Source organism: Nocardia sp. NBC_01730, from assembly GCF_035920445.1.
In the GTDB taxonomy this organism is placed as follows: Bacteria; Actinomycetota; Actinomycetes; order Mycobacteriales; family Mycobacteriaceae; genus Nocardia.
The window spans coordinates 2,339,244-2,356,766 of record NZ_CP109162.1; the positions used below are offsets into that span (position 1 = coordinate 2,339,244).

Sequence of the window (17,523 nt, forward strand, 5' to 3'; positions counted from 1 at the left end):
GCCGCACCGTGGATTTCTCCTACTCCGCCCGCACAGAGGACCTGCTCGACAAGCTCGAATACTTCATGGACAGCTACGTCTACCCCGCCGAACGGACATACGACGAGCAGGTCGCCGCCAATGACAATCCCCATGAGCAGCCGCGGATCATGCGGGAACTGCAGGCTGAGGCCAGGGCGATGGGGCTGTGGAATCTGTTCATGACCCATGACGACCTCGGCGCCGGACTCACCAACCTCGAGTACGCACCACTGGCCGAAGTGGTCGGCCGGTCCGTCATCGGCAACGAGGCGATCAACTGTTCGGCCCCCGACACCGGCAATATGGAGATCCTCGCCATGTACGGGACCGAACAACAGAAGCGGCAATGGCTGAAACCGTTGCTGGACTGCGGTATTCGCTCCGCCTTCGCGATGACCGAACCCGCGGTCGCCAGCTCCGACGCCACCAACATCACCTCCACCATCCGCCGTGACGGCGACGAATACGTTCTCAACGGCCGCAAGTGGTACATCTCCGGCATACTCGACCCGGATTGCAAGCTCATCATCTTCATGGGCAAGTCCGATCCCGAGGCCGAGACCTATCGCCAGCAGAGCATGATCCTGGTACCCACCGACGCGCCCGGTATCGAAGTGCTGCGCGACCTGCCGATGTTCGGCTTCCGTGACCGCCTCGGCCACGGCGAGGTCCAGTTCACCGATGTCCGGGTGCCCGCCGACAACATGCTCGGCGCCGAGGGCGACGGCTTCGCCATCGCGCAGGGCAGGCTGGGGCCGGGCCGAATGCACTACGCGATGCGCGCCATCGGCATGGCCGAACGCGCCTTGGAGCTGATGTGCCGCCGATCGCTGGAACGCACCGCGTTCGGCGGTCCGCTCGCCGATCGCGGCGTGGTCCGCGAATGGATCGCGCGCAGCCGCATAGAGATCGACCAGATCCGCCTGTCGGTCCTGCAAGCGTCCTGGCTGATGGACACCAAGGGCAATGCCGCGGCACGTTCAGAGGTGGCGGCCATCAAGGTGGCGGCCATGGAGGTGGCACACACGGTGGTGGATCGGGCCGTACAGACCTTCGGCGCCGCTGGCGTGAGCGACGACACCGTGCTGGCGCGCATGCATGCCATCACCCGGGCGTTGCAGATCGCCGACGGCCCCAACGAAGTACACCTGCGCACCATCGCACGTCTCGAGGTGAAGAAGTACCGATGAGCACAACGGATCTGACCGGGAAGGTCGCTTTGGTCACCGGCGCCAGCCGCGGACTCGGCCTGGCGATCGCCCGCGGGTTGTGCGACGCGGGCAGCACGGTGATCGTCTCCAGCCGCAAGCTGGCGGCCTGCGAGCAGGCGGTGACGTCGCTCGGCGACTGCGGGCCGGGCAGTGCCCATCCGCTGGAACTACACGTCGGCAGATGGGACTCCATAGAGCCCGCCGTCGACCGCGTCATCGCCGAGTTCGGACGCCTCGACGTCGTGGTCAACAATGCCGGCATCGCGCCGCTCGCGGAGAATCTCGCGTCGGTCACCGAGGGATTATGGGACAAGACCATCGAGGTCAATCTGAAGGGCCCGTTCCGCCTGATGGCGGTCGCGGGTGCGCGGATGGCCGCCGCAGGCGGTGGATCGATCATCAACATCTCCAGCATCGGCGCAGTCCGCCCGAGCCCGCCCGAGGCGATGTACGCGGCAGCCAAGAACGGGCTCAACGCGTTGACCATGGCCTTCGCCCAGGAATACGCGCCGACAGTGCGGGTGAACTGTGTCATGCCTGGTGGATTCGCAACGGATATGTCCGAGCACTGGGACGACGAGTTCGTCGGCAAGATCGTCCGTCGCCTGCCCGCGGGAAGGCTTGGCAGGCCCGACGAGATCGCAGGACTTGTCGCGCACCTGGCGAGTGACGCCGCCGGGTACACAACGGGCGCGATCATCCCCGTCGACGGCGGCCGGACCGCGGTGTATTGAGGTGGGTGCTGAGATGACTGGATCGGATACCGAAATACTGAGCAGGCTGTTCGGGCTGGGCGGACAGGTCGCCGTCGTCACAGGCGCGTCGTCGGGCCTCGGGCTCGGCTTCGCCACCGTGCTCGCCGGCGCGGGCGCCACGGTCTACGCGGCGGCGCGCAGGCTGGACCGGTTGGAGGCGCTGGCCGACGACGAGCCGCGGATCGTTCCGGTGCGCTGCGACGTGACCAGGGACGAGGACCGGCGGGCGCTGGTCGATCGGTGTTACAAACAGTCCGGCCGCCTGGACATCCTCGTGAACAATGCGGGTAAGCCCGGACCGCCGAACGCCGAAGAAGAAACGGCCGACGGGTTCGCCTCCATTCTCGAGGTGAACCTGCTCGCCGGCTTCCACCTCGCCACCTATGCGGCGGCCCGGCTGCCGGACAGGGAACGGGCGTCCTATATCAATATCTCGTCCGTCATCGGCCTGGTATCGACAGCGCCGATCGGCGGCGCGAGCTACGCCGCGTCCAAGGCGGGAACGCTCGGCCTCACCCGAGAACTCGCCGGGCAGTGGGGTCGGCGGGGAATCCGCGTGAACGCCGTCGTACCGGGCTGGTTCGATACCGAGATGACCGACGGCCTGTTCAGCAACGAGAAGTCGGCCGGGTGGGTGCGCCGTAACACCATGCTCGGTCGCGGCGGCGTGACCGGTGAAATCGACGGCGCTGTGCTGTTCCTTGCCTCGGACGCATCGTCGTACATGACCGGGCAGACGCTCGTCGTCGACGGTGGCTGGACCGCGCGCTGATGCTGGCCGTCCAACTGACCGCATGGGGCGCCGAGCCGGTGCTGCGGGACATCCCCGTTCCCCTGCCACGCGGCGAGGAGCTCCTGTTGCAGGTCACTGCCGCGGGACTGTGCCGATCCGATCTGCACGTCATGGATGCCCCGGCCGGGAGCTTCGACTACCCGCTGCCGCTCACGCTCGGCCACGAGGTCGCAGGGACCGTCGTCGCCGTCGGTCCCGACGCGGACAGCACCTGGCTCGACGAAGCGGTCGTGGTGCACGGCGTGTGGGGATGCGGCTCCTGCCGTAACTGTGCCCGCGGTCGCGAGAACTACTGCCTGCGGCTGCGGCCGAGCCCTGACGGACGGTTGGCGCCGATCGGCAACGGCCTCGGACACCACGGCGGCCTGGCCCAAGCGATGATCGTTCCCTCGTCCCGGTTCGTAGTCCCAGCCGGTGGCGTGAGCCCCGTTGCGTGTGCTCCGCTCGCCGACGCGGGTTTGACCGCTTACCACGCCGTGCACGAGCACCTCGACCTGATCGATGAAAGCGCGATCTGCCTGGTGATCGGCATCGGCGGCCTCGGCCATCTCGCGATACAGATACTGCGTGATCTGGGTGCCGGCCGAATTGTAGCCGTCGACAATCGCGCGGACGCCCTGGACATGGCACAGCGGCTCGGCGCCGACGCGACACTCGCGGACATCGGCGCCGCACTCGCGACCCTGGAGGACGGCGCCGATCTGATCCTCGATTTCGTCGGTTCACCCGAGACCGCCGCATCGGCGGCAGCCGCTCTCGCACCAGGCGGCCGGTTGGCGCTGGTGGGGAGCGCGGGCGGCCGCCTCGAAGTCGGCAAGAACGTCGGTCTCGCCGCCGGCTGGCGTGTCACGGCGCCGTTCTGGGGGCCGCGCTCCGATTTGATGGCGGTGGTCGACCTGGCGCGGCGTGGCGCGCTGCACGTCACGGCGGCGACGTACCCGCTCACCGACGCGATCGAGGTTTACCGCCGACTTCGGGCCGGGGACATCACGGGTCGTGCGGTGCTGATTCCCCCGCTGTTGACCGGCTGAATGCCCAAGGGAAACAGCGGCGAGTAAACCAGAGAGCACGGCGGCACGAGGAACAGGTGATGAAGGCACTGGCGAAGGACATGCTCGAACGGGCACGGCGGACACCGGATGAGATCGCGGTCGTCGACGAGCTCGGCAGGCATACCGTGGGCGAGATAATGGCGGCGGCGCGCATGCTGGCCGGACGCATAGCTGCCCTCGATAGGCACGGCCCCACGGTGCTGGTGCAAGCGGACAACACCTGGCATACGCTCGCGGCCGCTGTCGCGGTCGGCCTGCGCGGTGGTGTGGTCGCGGTGTTCAGCCCGCACGCCACCGAGTCCGAGTTCCGTCTGGTCGTCGAGGATGTCGATCCCGATCTGGTGGTCGCCGAACCCGAAGCGCTGTGCCACTGGGAGGTTCCGGATGGCGATTTCCCGATCAGCGAGCCCGCGTTCGCCGACCAGGTGTTGCGTGCCCGGTCCGGGCCGTTCGGTCCGGTGGATCGCTGGCGTGGTGGTACCGCCATCGCCATGACCTCCGGTTCCACCGGGCGGCCGAAATGCGTGGTGCAGTCCGAGGAAGCCATCCGCTATGCCTGCCGCAGCACGATCGAGGCCGTCGGTCTGCGACCGGGTGACGCTGTCGGGGCCTTCGTACCCCTGTCGTCGGTGGCAGCGTTCTGTTTCGGCATGTACTTGCCGACCTACTTGGGCGGCAGGATGGTCGCGATCGGCAAATGGTCACCCGGGGGCGCGTTGGCCGCTGTGGCGGGCAACGGGGTGGCCTGGACGATGCTGGTTCCGACCATGGCTCTGCAACTGTCGGTCGTCGAGGACAGTGCGGGCGGGTTGTCGACGCTGCGCGCGATGACCGTGGGTGGTGGCCCGATGAACCAGCGGTCACTGGCCGAAGCCGAGCACAAACTCGGTACCACCTTCCTTCGGGTGTTCGGCATGTCGGAATGTCTCGGCCACACCACACCGCGGCTGGACGACCCACCGGCGATCCGGCTCGGCAGGGACGGGCGCCCATTCGCGGGAACGGTGGTGCGTGCGGTCGACCCCGCCGGCAATGCGCTGCCTGCCGACGAGATCGGCGATGCCCAGGTCAAGGGACCGTCGCTGTTCGTCGGCTATGCGCGCGGCGGTGTCCCGGTGCCCCCGGAGCTCACGGCGGACGGCTTTCTCGCCACGGGCGACCTGGTCGAGGTCGCGGTCGACGGCTCGATTCGGGTGATGGGGCGCCAGAAGCAGATCATCATCCGCGGCGGACGCAATATAGATATCAACGAGGTGGAGGCGGCCGTCGCGGGCCTGCCCGGTGTAGTGCAGGTGTGCGTTGTCCCGGTGCCCGACGATCTGCTGGGTGAGCGCGCGGCCGCGCTGGTGGTCACCGACGGTGCGCCGCTGGCACTGGACGACGTGACCGAACAGCTCTCGGCGGCGGACTTTCCCAAGTTCAAATGGCCCGAGTATGTGTTCACCGTCGCGGATCTGCCGCAGAACCGCGTCGGCAAATTGTCCCGGCCGGAGGCTGTCCGCCTGGCCTCTCGGCTCGCCGCAGCTGACCCGAGTTCACCTCAGGTGCGGTAGTGTTGAAGCATCCATACACACTCGATACCGGGGGTATTTGCGCTCATGACCGTTGACACCGGAGTACGCCGGGAAAGCTCGCGCTCGAAACGCGGCAATATCCTCGCCGCCGCCATCGAGCAATTCGGACGAATCGGTTACGAGCACACCAAATGGGCGGCGATCGCCGACGAGGTCGGAATCGGACAGACCGCCCTGTACCACTATTTCGAGTCGAAGGCCCACTGCCTGCTGACGATCATGCGACTCGAATTGGCCGATTCCGTCGAACGTTTCGCGACCGCGACCGCGGACGAAGTAGATCCCGAGCAAGCCCTGCGGTCCGCGGTGGCCGCCGCCCTGCGCGCCACACCTACCGATGCTCTGCAGCGACGAATTCTGCAGAACCATATGGATCTGCTGGCGACGCAGCGCCAATCGGAGAAAGAAGAGGCTGAGCGCCTGCGGTCCCGGGAATTGGTGCAGGAGATCGAGCGGAATTGGACCGAGTTGATCGCCCGGGGAATCGACGCCGGGACTTTCACCGGCGAGGAGCCCCGAATTCTCGGGCGGCTGGTGCTCGGCGTGGTCATCAGCGTATGGCGCTGGTACCGGCCAGACGGTGACCTCACCTTGGCTCAGATCACCGAAACCGTCACCGACGCGGCTGTTCGGATGGTGCGACAGTAGGCACCGCCGCGGCCAGGTGCCGGATTCCGCGCGCACCCGAAAACCAAACAGAATTCAGCTAGGAGCAGCTGATGTACAACCTCATCGTTCTGGCATCCCGCCCCAGCGACTGGTCGCACGATCAGTTCATCGAGTGGTGGCGCGGTGAACACGCCGAAGTGACCTATCCACTACCGGGACTGCTGCGCTGGCAGCACACTGAACTGCTCGATTCGGCCGACGAGAAGTCCGCAGGCTGGGACGGGCTGTCGATATTGAGTTTCGAATCCCGTGCGGCGCTCGACGCCGCCCTGGCGAGCCCGGAATGGAAAGCCGCGGTGCGGAATGTCGGTGCGATGCGCGGGCGGCGCATGATTTGGTTCGGAGAGGAGCAGACAATGGTGCCGCTCGCCGTCTCCACCGAATGAGCGCCCCCTGGACCGAACCCGGCTGCTTTCCGATCGCCGAGGGCATCCATCGCATCCCTCTGCAACTACCGCAGGATGGCCTGCGCGCGGTCAATGTCTACATTCTGGAGACCGACAACGGTCTCGCGCTCGTCGATGGGGGATGGCACCGCCCGGATACGCACCGCGAACTCTCCGCCGCGCTCGGGCGCATCGGCCGCTCCCCCGACGAGATCCACGATGTGTTCGTCACCCATATCCACCGCGACCACTACACCTTCGCGGTCGAGCTGCGCCGCAGGCACGGCTGTCGTATTCATCTCGGCGCCGACGAATCGCCGGGACTCGACGCGATCCGACTGCTGGCCAGCAGCGTGCCGGACAGTTCGCTGCGTGAACTGCGACGCGCCGACGCGGCCGATATCGCCGCGCGCGCCTACGCCGACAGCGTCGCCGAGCCCTTCGACCCGCAAGACTGGGAGCAGCCCGACCACTGGTTGCGCCCGGGTTCGGTTTCGCTCGCCGGACACGATCTGCGAGTTCTCGCGACACCCGGACACACCAAGGGGCATATGGTCTTTCACGATCGTCGACGACGGCTGATCTTCACAGGAGATCACCTGCTGCCCACGATCACCCCGTCGATCGGATTCGAACTGGGCCCGTGGGACCTGCCGCTGGACAACTTCCTGCGGTCGCTGACGATGCTGCGCGATGACGACGACCAGACGATGCTGCCCGCGCACGGACCGGTCGGCGGCAGCGTCGGGCAGCGAGCGCGTGATCTGCTCGCCCATCACGACCGCCGTTTCGCCCAGATCCTCGCCGTGGTCGCGGATCTGGAGCCATGCACCGGTCGTGCGGTCGCCGCGGCGCTGACCTGGACCCGGCGCGAACGCCGGTTCACGACATTGGACACCTTCAATCAGATGGTGGCCACCTGCGAGACCATGGCGCATCTCGACGTCCTGGTCGCGCGGAACATGCTGACGGTGAAGGACAACGACGGCGTGGATGTCTTCTCCATCGCGCGCTGAAGAAGACGTCCACGCCTGCCGTCGACCGATTGCCTCAGGCGCAGGTCCAACCACCGTCCACATAGAGCTCGGTGCCGGTGACGAAGGTCGAGTCGTCCCCGGTCAGGAAGGCGACCGCAGCGGCGACCTCCGCGCCGCGGCCGAGCCGGCCCATCGGCGTCTTGGCGAGCATCGCCTGGTACCGTTCGCTGCCGCCGTACCGCTCCAGCAACTGCTCGGTCTCGATGAATCCGGGATGGATGGAGTTGACCCGAACGCCTCTCGTCGCCCAATGCAGGGCGGCGTTCTTGGTCATGGTCCGGACCGCGCCCTTGGCCGCGGCGTAAGCCAGGCTGTTACCGAGCCCGCCCACGGTGCCGAGGATCGAACAGAGGTTGACGACGGCACCTCCCCCGCTCTGCTCGATCAGCGCGCCCGCGTGTTTCATTCCCAACCAGGTGCCGGTCTGACTTACCTCGATCACCCGGTTGTACCGGTCGAGATCCTCGTCTACGACCGAGGCAAGGCTGCCGATGGCGCCATTGTTGACGAGGCCGTCCAGACCGGCGAAGCGCTCGCGGACACCGGCGACGACATCGCGCCACTGATTCTCCCGAGTGATGTCCAGCCCCGACGCGAGATGCCGTTCGGGATGGGCCGTCGCTGTTACCAGTCGAGCGCACGCGGTCGCGTCGAGATCGGTCACGACCACCGAAGCACCTTCATCCGCAAGCCTGCGCACGATCTCTACGCCGATCCCGCCGGTCGAACCGGTCACCAGCACGACCTTGCCTTGCAGTCTGGACAGGCCCGATGGCATAGTGCGGCCCTTCTCTGTCAGTGATTTGTGTCGACCAGGGGCCCGAGGGCTCCCGGACTCGGTCACAGCTTGTTCAGCACGTTCCGGCCACCCACCAGCATCGCGACCGCGACGCCCGCCGTTGTCACCGCCGTCATCAGCAGGGCCATCGCGGCCACCAGCGGATACGAGCCGTTCTGCCACAGGTCGAACAGCAGCGTCCCCATCACCTGGGTGGTCGAGGCCCGCACCAGCAGTGACGCGGCGAACTCGTGGGTCAGCAGGATGAACATCAACGCCACGGCGCTGAGAATGGTCGGGCGCATCAGCGGCAACATCACCCGCAGGTTCGTCACCAGCGGTGACGCGCCGCTGGTCGCCGATGCCTCGCTGTAGGTGTTGCCGAGCGCAAGCATGGCGGTCATCTGCATTCGGGTCGCATACGGCAGCATCAGCACGATATAGACCAGGATGATCACGGTTCTGGTCCCGTACAGGATCAGCGGCGGCTCGGTATAGGTCAGCAGGAAGCCGACACCGAAGATCACGGCCGGAATACCGAGCGGCAGCGCGGTGATCAGGTCGGCGAGCAGGGCCAGTACTGTGAAACGCCTGCCGCGGACCAGCAGAGTGGCCATGAGATACCCGAGGGGCACACAGATCACCACGGCTCCCAGGGAGGTCGAGACACTGGTGAGCACCGATTCCACGATCGCGTTGTCCGAAGCGAGCGCGCGAAAGTTGTCGAGGGTCAGCAGGTCCCAGGACAGCGAGCCCGACCAGTACGGTGTCAACGACACGATGACCAGGCCCACCAGCGGAATGGCCAGTGCGAACAACGCGTAGATCGCGATCGTCGCAGTGGCCCAGCCGGAGCGTCCTGTCGAGGGCGCGAACGCCTTCCCGCCGTGGGTGACGAACCGGGACTGATTGCCCAGCAACGCCTTCTGGATCAGTACCAGGGCAAGTCCGAAGATCACCAGCGGAGAGCCCGCGGCCGCCGCCGCCGCGAAATCCGACGGCGATTCCGACACCCGGCGGTACATCTCGGTGGTGAGTACCTTCACGCCATGGTTCTGACCGAGCAGCAGCGGGCCGGTGAACTGGCCGAGCCCGAGCAGCAGCGCGATGCCGCCGCCATAGATCAACGACGGCCGCAGCAACGGCAGTACGACTCGGAAGAACACGCCGACGGTCGAGGAACCGCTGATCTGAGCGGCCTCGAGATGTTCGGAGCTGATGTTCTGCATACCGGCGCTGACGAAGAGATAGACGAATGACGTCAGCCCGAAGCCGGTGAGGATGATGATCCACGGCACGGTGTAGACGTCGATCGGCCCGGTGTCCGAACCGGTCCACCAGGGCATTTTCCGCAGCAGCACATTGAGGTAGCCCGGGCCGGGAGACAGGAGGAAGGCCCAGCCGACGATATTGGCCACCGCGGGCAGGACGATCGGCAGGATCGGGACGACACGTAGGAACGCGAGCCGGTCCGGAAGCCTGCTGGCGGCGAAGGCCAGCAGGGTGCCGAGCACCAACGCGATCGTCAGCGACCCCAGTGCGAGCGCGATGGTGGTCTGGATAGTCTCCGCGATATCGAAGCGGGTGTACTGCGCGCGGTAACCCCGCGCGCCGTCCTCGAACGCCAGCGACTGCAGCCGGATCATCGGCAGTACCACCAGGTAGGCGAGCACCACCAGCAACGCCAGGTATCCGATTCGAGCCCGCCACTGTGCCGGGATGGCGAACGACGCGCCGGCAGTGGTACTCATCGTGGCCATCAGGCACGTCCTCCCGCGCTCACGGTCACAGGCACCCGCGTCCCGGACCCAGGGGGGTCGTAGTCGTCCGGAGCAGCGAACACCCGCAGGCTGGCGGGCGAGAAGCTGACGATCAGTGGTGCGCCGGGGCGGCTGTTACGCAGCGCGGAGCCGTATTCGGCGGCGGGGGCGCGCAGAGTCAGCTGCTCGGCGCCGGTCTTGACCGTGACGTCGAAATGCCGCCCGCCGTACTCGTAGGTCACCAGTTCGGCGTGCAGGGCGACATTGCCCAGCGGCACGTCATCCATCGCAGCGTGCAACTGCACGTCATCCGGTCGCAGTCTCGCCACGGCAGTCGCCTGCTGGTCGGCCGCGTCCCGGACCACGGCGTGGGTCAGGTCGATGGCGTCACCGGCGGAGGTCGTCCACCCGTCGTGCCCGCGCCGCAGCAGCAGGCGATTGCCCATCCCGATGAAGGCGGCGACGTATTCCGAGACCGGATTCTCGAAGACCCGCTCCGGCGCGTCGTACTGCTCGATCTTGCCGGAATTCATGATGGCCAGGCGGTCGCCCAACGCGAACGCCTCCGCCTGGTCGTGAGTGACGAAAACCGCGGTGAACCCCAGCCGTTGGTGCAGCTGGTGGATCTGCGAGCGCACCTGGTCACGCAGCCGCGCGTCGAGGTTGCTGAGCGGCTCGTCGAACAGCACCAGATCCGGCCGCGCCACCAGACCACGGGCGACGGCGACCCGCTGCTGCTGCCCACCGCTGAGTTGCGACGGGTAGCGGTCGAGCAGCATGGCACAGTCGACCATCTCGGCGGCGGCTTCGACTGCGCCCTCGGCCACGGCCTCCTTCATCTTGCGCACCTTCAGCGGGTACTGAATATTCTTGCGGACAGTCATATGCGGCCACAGCGCATAGGACTGGAAGACCATGCCGACATTCCGTTTGTGCGCGGGCACGTTCAGCCTGGCCGATGCGTCGAAGACCGCGCGATCCTTGAATGTGATCGAACCGCCCTGTGGCGTTTCCAAACCGGCGAGGCAGCGCAGCGTCGTTGTCTTACCACAGCCGCTCGGCCCGAGCAGAACCAGGAACTGGCCCTCTTCGATCGTCAGATCGAGCTGGTCGACGACGACAGTGGATCCATAGGTCTTGGTGAGACCGGAGACGGTGAATTGCGACGTCATCTCATGCCTTCTGTGTCTTGTTTTCTCGGGGTACGCACGCCGGCGGCGGTACCGCCGTCGACGAGGAGATCTATGCCGGTGACGTAGCTACTGTCGGCGCCGGCCAGGAACAAGATCACCTTGGCGACCTCGTCCGGCGTGCCCCGCCGCTGCATGGGAATCGTGCGGACGTAGGACCCGACATCGTCGGCGGCGAAATCCGGGACCGAGGTGATCTCGGTGTCGATACTGCCCGGACACACCGAGTTGACCCGGATACCGCGCTCCGCCAGTTCGAGTGCGGCGACTTTGGTCAGGGCCCGCACGCCGAACTTCGCGGCCCCGTATGCCCCGAGTCCGGCCGTCGCGAGCACACCGCGCAATGACGAGATGGTGACGACCGTCCCCCCGGTGGTCATCGCCGACGCGGCGGCCTGCAATCCGAGGAAGGTGCCGACCAAATGCAGGTCGATCATCCTGCGGAACTGCGCCAGTGTGGTCTGCGCGAGCGGCGCTTTCATCGCCGTGCCCGCGCTGTTCACCAGCACTCGCAGCGGATGTCCCGCCCATTCCATTTCGGAGACGACTGCTCGCCAATCGGATTCGTCGGTCACGTCCAGTCTGCGGTAGTGCGCGCTGGGGCCGAGCCGCCGCGCCCGGTCTTGTCCCGCGGCGTCGTCGACATCGGTGAGGTAGACCGTTGCGCCCTTCGCCGCGAACAGCTCGGCGGTGGCACCGCCTATTCCACCGGATGCCCCGGTCACCAGCACATTCATGCCACGCAGCGGCTCGGCGATATCGTCCATGACTGCCCTTCGTTGATCCGTTGGCGCGGTATGGGACCGATCAGCTCTGGAAATGCCTCGCCCATTCCTGGGAGTACTGCGTCACTTTCTCCGGCGTCAGCTCTCGCGGATCCGGCGAGGCGATCTGCTGGGCCTGCGCCACCGCTCCTGGGATGTCCGGCAATGCCGCCGCGTAGCCGCCGTTGAGCGCGGTCTGCCCCTCGCGGGTGACCATGAAGTCGACAAGCACCTGCGCGGCGTTCGGATGCGGCGCGACGGTCAGAACGTGGCTGTACCAAGGCGTTCCCCACGGCGACGGCGGCAAGGCCCAGTCGACCGGTGCCCCGGCGCCTACTTCGGTCACCAGCGGCTGCACCGAAGGAGTGACCACGATCTCACCCGAGGTGAGCGCCTGGGCGATCCCGAGCGCACTCGGGTATACCCGTGGCTTCAGCTCGGCCATCCGCTCCCAGTAGTCCGCACCATAGGTGGCGGCGTAGTGCCGGTACAGATCCACGTACGCGGCGATACCGGTGGGATTGACGATCCCGATCTTGCCGCGGTATTTGGGATCGAGGATGTCTTGCGGGGACTTCAACCCGCCCGGAACCGCGCTGGTGTTCCACCCTAATGCGAAGACTGCGGCGCTGCTGAGAGCGAAGCGGTTCTCGAGCACGCTCGACTGCGGCTGGTACTCGGGCGCCTTAAGGTCGGGTCCCACCAGCTCAGTCGAGTAGGTACCCGACTGCGCCGCGGTGGCGACCCACGCGGCATCGGTGAGCATGTGCACGTCCGCGGTACCCTTGCCGGTTCTGTTCTCGGTCTCCACCCGCGGATTGAGGTCCGCGTCGGTGCCACGAACGAACTTCAGGTCGATCCGAGGGTACTTGGCTTCGAACGCCACCTCGAGAGCTTCGAGATTGGCTGGCTTCTGACTCGAGTACAGCAGCACACTGCCTTCCTTTTCGGCCGCGGCGACGACGTCGGCCCAGCTTCCCGAGACGGGTTTCGTCGATCCAGAACCTCCCCCGCAGGCCGCCAGTACCGATGCAATGGCGAGTGCCGCGAACGCGGCGACAGCCTTGAACAGCAATTTCATGCGCTAACTCTCCTGCGGGTGCTGCGTCGCAGCTGGTGATCGACGTGCCAGCACGTCCCGATATCGGCGAAGGGCAGCGAGACGCCGCAGACCGCGGCATAAGAACAACATCTCATCCCTCACCTAACTGAACTGATGTCAGTTTGAAACGTAGGCGAAACCCATTGTGGTGTCAATCACTTTGTGCCAATAATATGAAGTGAATCCAGTTCAAGGAGGAACGGTGGTCTCTCACCAGGTGTCATCACCCCTGCGGATCGGTCCCCTGCACCTGCACAACCGCCTGGTCGCCACGGCGCACGGATCCGGCGCAGTCGCCGGCGGACTGGCGCAGCCGGGAGACGACGACTACTGGCAGCGCTGTGCCGCCGGTGGCGCCGCCATGGTGATCGCGGGCGGAACAGTCGTGAGTTCGGATTCGGCGAACCGGGTCGGCAATATCACCGAGGCATGGCGGCCGGAGGCCGTGGCTGGACTGCGAAAGCGCGCTGGCGCGATCGCACGAGAGGGCGCGGTCCCGGTTTGTCAGTTGGCCCATCTCGGACGCGAGACATTGGGCGCCGATATCTGGGAGCACCCGATAGCACCCTCGGATATCCGGTCTCCCCGCGAGCCGGTCCGCGCCCGGACGATGACCGACGACGATATCGAGCGAGTCATCACGGACTTCGCCATCAGCTCACGCCACGCTGTAGCGGCAGGCTTTCCCGCTGTCGAACTACACGCCGCGCACGGTTATCTGTTGGCGCAGTTCCTGTCCGCGTCGTCCAACGATCGGTCCGACGCGAACACGATCGGCGCCCGCGTGCGAATTCTGCACCAGCTGCACGCCGCGATCACTGCGGCATGCCCTGACCTCGTTCTCGGCGTGCGCGTCTCGATCGACGGGGCGGAAGAGGCCGGACAGGATCTCGACGGCTTGTGCGAACTGCTACCACTGCTCGACATGTTCGATTACATCAACGTGACCGCGGGGGTGCGCACCACCTATGTCCGCGATATGGCCGACGCCGGACCACCTCTGCTGCCGCAGCTGCACCGCCTCCGGTCCGCGACCACCCGCCCGCTACTCGTCTCGCAGGCATTTCGGTCCCGGAACGACATCGAATCGGCCTTGTCTGCCGGGGCGGATCTCGTCGGCATGGCCAGGCCGTTCATCGCAGACCCGCACTTCGCCCGCAAACTGCTGCGCGGTGACGATTCCCGGATCCGCCCGTGCGTTTCGTGCAACGAGGACTGCCGTTCATTCACCCCGGCGCTGCTCTGCTCGGTGAATCCGACACTGGGCCCGCCGGGCCTGCCCGCACGCCCGGCCGCGCCCCTGCGGTTCGGCCCGAAACCGGACAGCGCGCGCCGGGTGGCAGTCGTCGGCGCCGGACCCGCCGGACTGGAGGCCACCGTGCGGTTGGCCGCAACCCACGACATCACGCTGTTCGAGGCGAGCCCACGGATCGGCGGACAACTGTGGTCCGCCACGCAGGCGCCGAACCGGGCCGGCTGGTCGACGTTGCTGCGGTTCTACCGGGACAACCTCGGCGGCGCGACCCTCGAGCTCGGGCATCGGGTGAGACCACAGGATCTGGACGATTTCGACGAAGTGGTCATCGCGACCGGAGCCATAGAGAAGCTCACGCCCGGTGCGGTGACGACGACATCGATACTGACGGATCCGCACCAGATATGGCCGGGGAATCGGGTGGTGATCGTCGATGACGGCTATGGATACTGGCCGACGATCAGCGTGGTCGAGGCAGCCTTGGTGGTGGGCGCCACCCAGGTCACCGTGCTGGTACCCGGTCCGGCGGTCGCGTCGGCGATTCCCGCCGAGAGCCGAGTCCAGTTGATGAAACGCCTGACAGGCAGCCCGGTCGAGTTCATCGTGGAATCGGCGCCTACCGACGTGTCACGCACCGACACGGACATCACCGTGACCTTCCGAAACCTGCTGTCCGGACGATTGTCCCAGCTGCGCTGCGATCGGGTCGTGGTCGCGGGAGAGCGGATGGCCACCGACTGGCGGCAGTTCCCACGGCAACTGCCACGAGCCCGGGTGCAGATCGTCGGTGACGCGATCGTGCCACGCCGGGTCGCGCATGCCATTGCCGAAGGGTACGCGGCGGCGGAAGCGATCATCCACAGCGCCGATCGTTCCCCGGCTCGGATCGGCTGAGGTTCGCCCGGGCGGTCACCCGACTCGACCCCTCCGGGTGAACAGAGCAAAGGGGCCACTCCATTTTCCATGTTCGAACTGATTTCAGTTAAAAGAGCTTCGTCCGGTGTCTTACCGCCGCGATAGTGCTGAGGGAGCGACATGCAGGTGATTCACACAGACGTACTCGTGATCGGCGGTGGGATGGCCGGGCTCACCGCGGCGGTCCGGTCGCTGGATCGAGGCAGCGCCGTCATGGTCGTCGAGAAGGCGGCCGCGGTCGGCGGTTCCGCGAGGTACGCCGGATACGCATGGACGGCGCCGACGCACGCGGTGATGGACGAGGTGAACCCGGAGGGTGACCCAGCCCTGCGCCGCGCACTCGTCGACGGGTTCCCCGACGCGATCGCGTGGATCCGCGCACTGGGCGTAGCCTGTGCCGACGCGGTGCCGATCCTGCGTTACGGCATCGGTCATCAGATCGACACCAACCAATACATCGAGGAATGCCGGCGTCGGATCAGCGGCGCGGGTGAACTGTTCACCGGCGCCGAAACCCTTGCGCTGCACACTCGGGACGGAGCGGTCGCCGGTGCGCGAGTGCGCCGCTCGGACGGCACCGAATGCGAGATCCGCTGCGCCGCGACGATTCTCGCGACCGGCGGCTTCCAGGCCGACACCGAACTGATCGGCAAGTACATCCATCCGCACGCGAACACGATGCAGCTGCGCTCCAACCCGGCCAGCACCGGCGACGGACTGCGCCTGGCCGAGAGCGTCGGCGCCGCGACCGGCAAACAATGCTCCGGCTTCTACGGACACCTCGTGCCGACCGGCGTCCCATTCCGCGATCCCGCCGATTTCGTTGCGCTGTCGCTGTATTACAGCGAGCACGCGCTGCTGTTCAACCTGGAGAATCGGCGGTTCACCGACGAAACCCTCGGCGATCATCTGAGTGCGATGCGGCTGCTCGACCAGCCGCAGGCGCGCGGCCTGCTCGTCGCCGACGAACGGGTGTATCGCGATTGGGTTCTCGGCAGCTACGTCGAGGGCGCTGTCGCGATCGACAAGTTCGACCTCACACAGCGCCGCGGCGGCCGATGCGGGCTGGCCGAGACCCTCACTGACTTCGCCTATCTGCCGCGGGGGTGGGGCTACGACGGCACTGCCATCGCCGACCGGATCCGGGCCGCGAACACCTCCGGAGCCGAGGCACGACCGGCGCTCACCCATGATTCGACGCCGCTCGACCAGGGGCCTTACTACGTCATCGAAACCTGTCCTGCGCTGACCTTCCCGTTCCACGGCATCCGTATCGACGCCAACGGCCGTGTCCTCGGCGCGGCGGGCGGCACCATCGACGGGCTCTACGCGGCCGGGTCCGATATCGGCGGCCTCTACGACCACGCCTATGCGGGCGGGATCGCGCCCGCACTGGTCTTCGGCCTGTCCGCCGCTGATACCGCGGCCGCGAGGCGCGCCGCATAACCACAGTCCATGCGTCAACCAACCCACCGAATGATGAGGAATAAGGAAACTATGTACATCAACAAGACCGCTGTCGCGCTCGCGCTGGTAGCCACGTCGACCGTGCTCGGCGCCACCACCGCGGCGGCGGAACCGCCATCGCTGGACGTCGGACTGGCGCCCGGCGTGAACTACCAGGCCTATCAGGACGGCAACACCGCGGTGATCAGCGTGGACGCCGGCAAGCTCATCGTCGACAACGGCCAGTTCCAGATTCGCTCCAACACCGGGGAGATCCTGGCGGGCGTTCCGCTCGAGTTCAACATCGACGACATTGCGTTCCCCATCGACGCCGATATCGAGGGAAACACCGCCAGACTCACCCCCGCAGTCGATAGGGAGCGCGCGCATTACAACCCCGTCGCCCTTCCTTTCGAGGACACAGCGCCGTGGAAGACCCCGTACGACCGGGAGGTGGCGGCCTGGACCCGATTGACCTCGACCATCACTACCAGTTCGATCATCGGCGCGGTTGTCGGCGCGGTCGGCGTCGGCGCCATCGGATGTCTACTCGGCGGTGCGGCGGGCACCGCGCTCACCGGGCCACTTGCCACGCTTTTCGGCGCAGGCCCGCTCGCGGGCTGCCTCATCGGCGCGGCCGCGCTGGCCCCGATCGGCGTGCTGGCCGGTGCCATCTTCGTCGGCGCCCCGGTGTCGATCGCAGCCTTCATCCAGTACCAGACCACCATCACCGCCCCGTTCACAGTCAAGTAGTCCGATAGCGCCTGCCGCCCGCGCCCGATGATCGGATGCGGGCGGCTCGGCGCGCCGACAAC

16 protein-coding genes are annotated in these 17,523 nt (G+C 66.6%); 11 read left to right on the forward strand and 5 right to left on the reverse strand.

Going from position 1 to position 17,523, the window contains the following annotated elements:
- Positions 1-8 precede the first annotated feature (8 nt).
- The 8 genes from OHB12_RS08885 to OHB12_RS08920 all read left to right on the forward strand — a co-directional run bounded on the left by OHB12_RS08885 (position 9) and on the right by OHB12_RS08920 (position 7,477).
- Positions 9-1,211: an acyl-CoA dehydrogenase family protein gene (locus tag OHB12_RS08885; protein ID WP_327117915.1), complete on the forward strand. Its 1,203-nt coding sequence runs from the start codon at positions 9-11 to the stop codon at positions 1,209-1,211.
- Positions 1,208-1,966, forward strand: coding sequence for an SDR family NAD(P)-dependent oxidoreductase (locus tag OHB12_RS08890; RefSeq protein ID WP_327117917.1), 759 nt, complete (start codon positions 1,208-1,210; stop codon positions 1,964-1,966). Before OHB12_RS08885 ends, OHB12_RS08890 begins: the two co-directional genes overlap by 4 nt.
- Positions 1,967-1,979: 13 nt before the next feature.
- A complete protein-coding gene (locus tag OHB12_RS08895; protein WP_327117919.1) occupies positions 1,980-2,759 on the forward strand; it encodes an SDR family NAD(P)-dependent oxidoreductase in 780 nt (259 codons plus the stop codon).
- On the forward strand, positions 2,759-3,811 hold the full coding sequence (locus OHB12_RS08900; RefSeq protein WP_327117921.1) for an NAD(P)-dependent alcohol dehydrogenase: 1,053 nt from the start codon (positions 2,759-2,761) through the stop codon (positions 3,809-3,811). Before OHB12_RS08895 ends, OHB12_RS08900 begins: the two co-directional genes overlap by 1 nt.
- Before the next feature lie 59 nt (positions 3,812-3,870).
- Complete coding sequence (locus OHB12_RS08905; RefSeq protein WP_327117923.1) at positions 3,871-5,385, forward strand: class I adenylate-forming enzyme family protein; 1,515 nt, start codon at positions 3,871-3,873, stop codon at positions 5,383-5,385.
- Between the two features lie 45 nt (positions 5,386-5,430).
- Positions 5,431-6,054 (forward strand): TetR/AcrR family transcriptional regulator, encoded by a 624-nt coding sequence (locus OHB12_RS08910; RefSeq protein ID WP_327117925.1) that lies wholly within the window; start codon positions 5,431-5,433, stop codon positions 6,052-6,054.
- A 71-nt stretch (positions 6,055-6,125) separates the two neighbouring features.
- Entirely contained in the window at positions 6,126-6,461 is a 336-nt protein-coding gene (locus OHB12_RS08915; protein WP_327117927.1) for an EthD domain-containing protein, read from the forward strand.
- A complete protein-coding gene (locus OHB12_RS08920) occupies positions 6,458-7,477 on the forward strand; it encodes an MBL fold metallo-hydrolase (RefSeq protein WP_327117929.1) in 1,020 nt (339 codons plus the stop codon). The genes OHB12_RS08915 and OHB12_RS08920 overlap by 4 nt, the downstream gene beginning before the upstream one ends.
- Before the next feature lie 34 nt (positions 7,478-7,511).
- Here the strand turns inward: OHB12_RS08920 and OHB12_RS08925 are convergent, their stop codons facing one another.
- The 5 genes from OHB12_RS08925 to OHB12_RS08945 form a co-directional block, all read right to left on the reverse strand.
- Positions 7,512-8,276 carry an SDR family NAD(P)-dependent oxidoreductase gene (locus OHB12_RS08925; RefSeq protein ID WP_327117931.1) on the reverse strand — a complete coding sequence of 255 codons (765 nt, stop codon included), beginning with the start codon at positions 8,274-8,276 and terminating at the stop codon, positions 7,512-7,514.
- Positions 8,277-8,338: 62 nt separating this feature from the next.
- Complete coding sequence (locus OHB12_RS08930; protein WP_442799993.1) at positions 8,339-10,027, reverse strand: ABC transporter permease; 1,689 nt, start codon at positions 10,025-10,027, stop codon at positions 8,339-8,341.
- Positions 10,028-10,035: 8 nt separating this feature from the next.
- Positions 10,036-11,208, reverse strand: a complete 1,173-nt coding sequence (locus OHB12_RS08935; RefSeq protein ID WP_327117935.1) for an ABC transporter ATP-binding protein — start codon at positions 11,206-11,208, stop codon at positions 10,036-10,038.
- Positions 11,205-11,993 (reverse strand): SDR family NAD(P)-dependent oxidoreductase, encoded by a 789-nt coding sequence (locus OHB12_RS08940; RefSeq protein WP_327117937.1) that lies wholly within the window; start codon positions 11,991-11,993, stop codon positions 11,205-11,207. Before OHB12_RS08940 ends, OHB12_RS08935 begins: the two co-directional genes overlap by 4 nt.
- A 40-nt stretch (positions 11,994-12,033) precedes the next feature.
- Entirely contained in the window at positions 12,034-13,071 is a 1,038-nt protein-coding gene (locus OHB12_RS08945; RefSeq protein ID WP_327117939.1) for an ABC transporter substrate-binding protein, read from the reverse strand.
- A 223-nt stretch (positions 13,072-13,294) separates the two neighbouring features.
- On the opposite strand from OHB12_RS08945, the gene OHB12_RS08950 reads away from it, so the two are divergent.
- From OHB12_RS08950 to OHB12_RS08960, 3 genes are all read left to right on the forward strand, one after another.
- Positions 13,295-15,241, forward strand: coding sequence for an oxidoreductase (locus tag OHB12_RS08950; RefSeq protein WP_327117941.1), 1,947 nt, complete (start codon positions 13,295-13,297; stop codon positions 15,239-15,241).
- A 141-nt stretch (positions 15,242-15,382) separates the two neighbouring features.
- The gene (locus OHB12_RS08955; protein WP_327117943.1) at positions 15,383-16,708 is read left to right on the forward strand and encodes an FAD-dependent oxidoreductase; all 1,326 of its coding nucleotides are present in this window, start codon (positions 15,383-15,385) and stop codon (positions 16,706-16,708) included.
- 51 nt (positions 16,709-16,759) lie between these two features.
- On the forward strand, positions 16,760-17,461 hold the full coding sequence (locus OHB12_RS08960) for a hypothetical protein (RefSeq protein WP_327117945.1): 702 nt from the start codon (positions 16,760-16,762) through the stop codon (positions 17,459-17,461).
- The last annotated feature ends 62 nt before the right edge of the window (positions 17,462-17,523 follow it).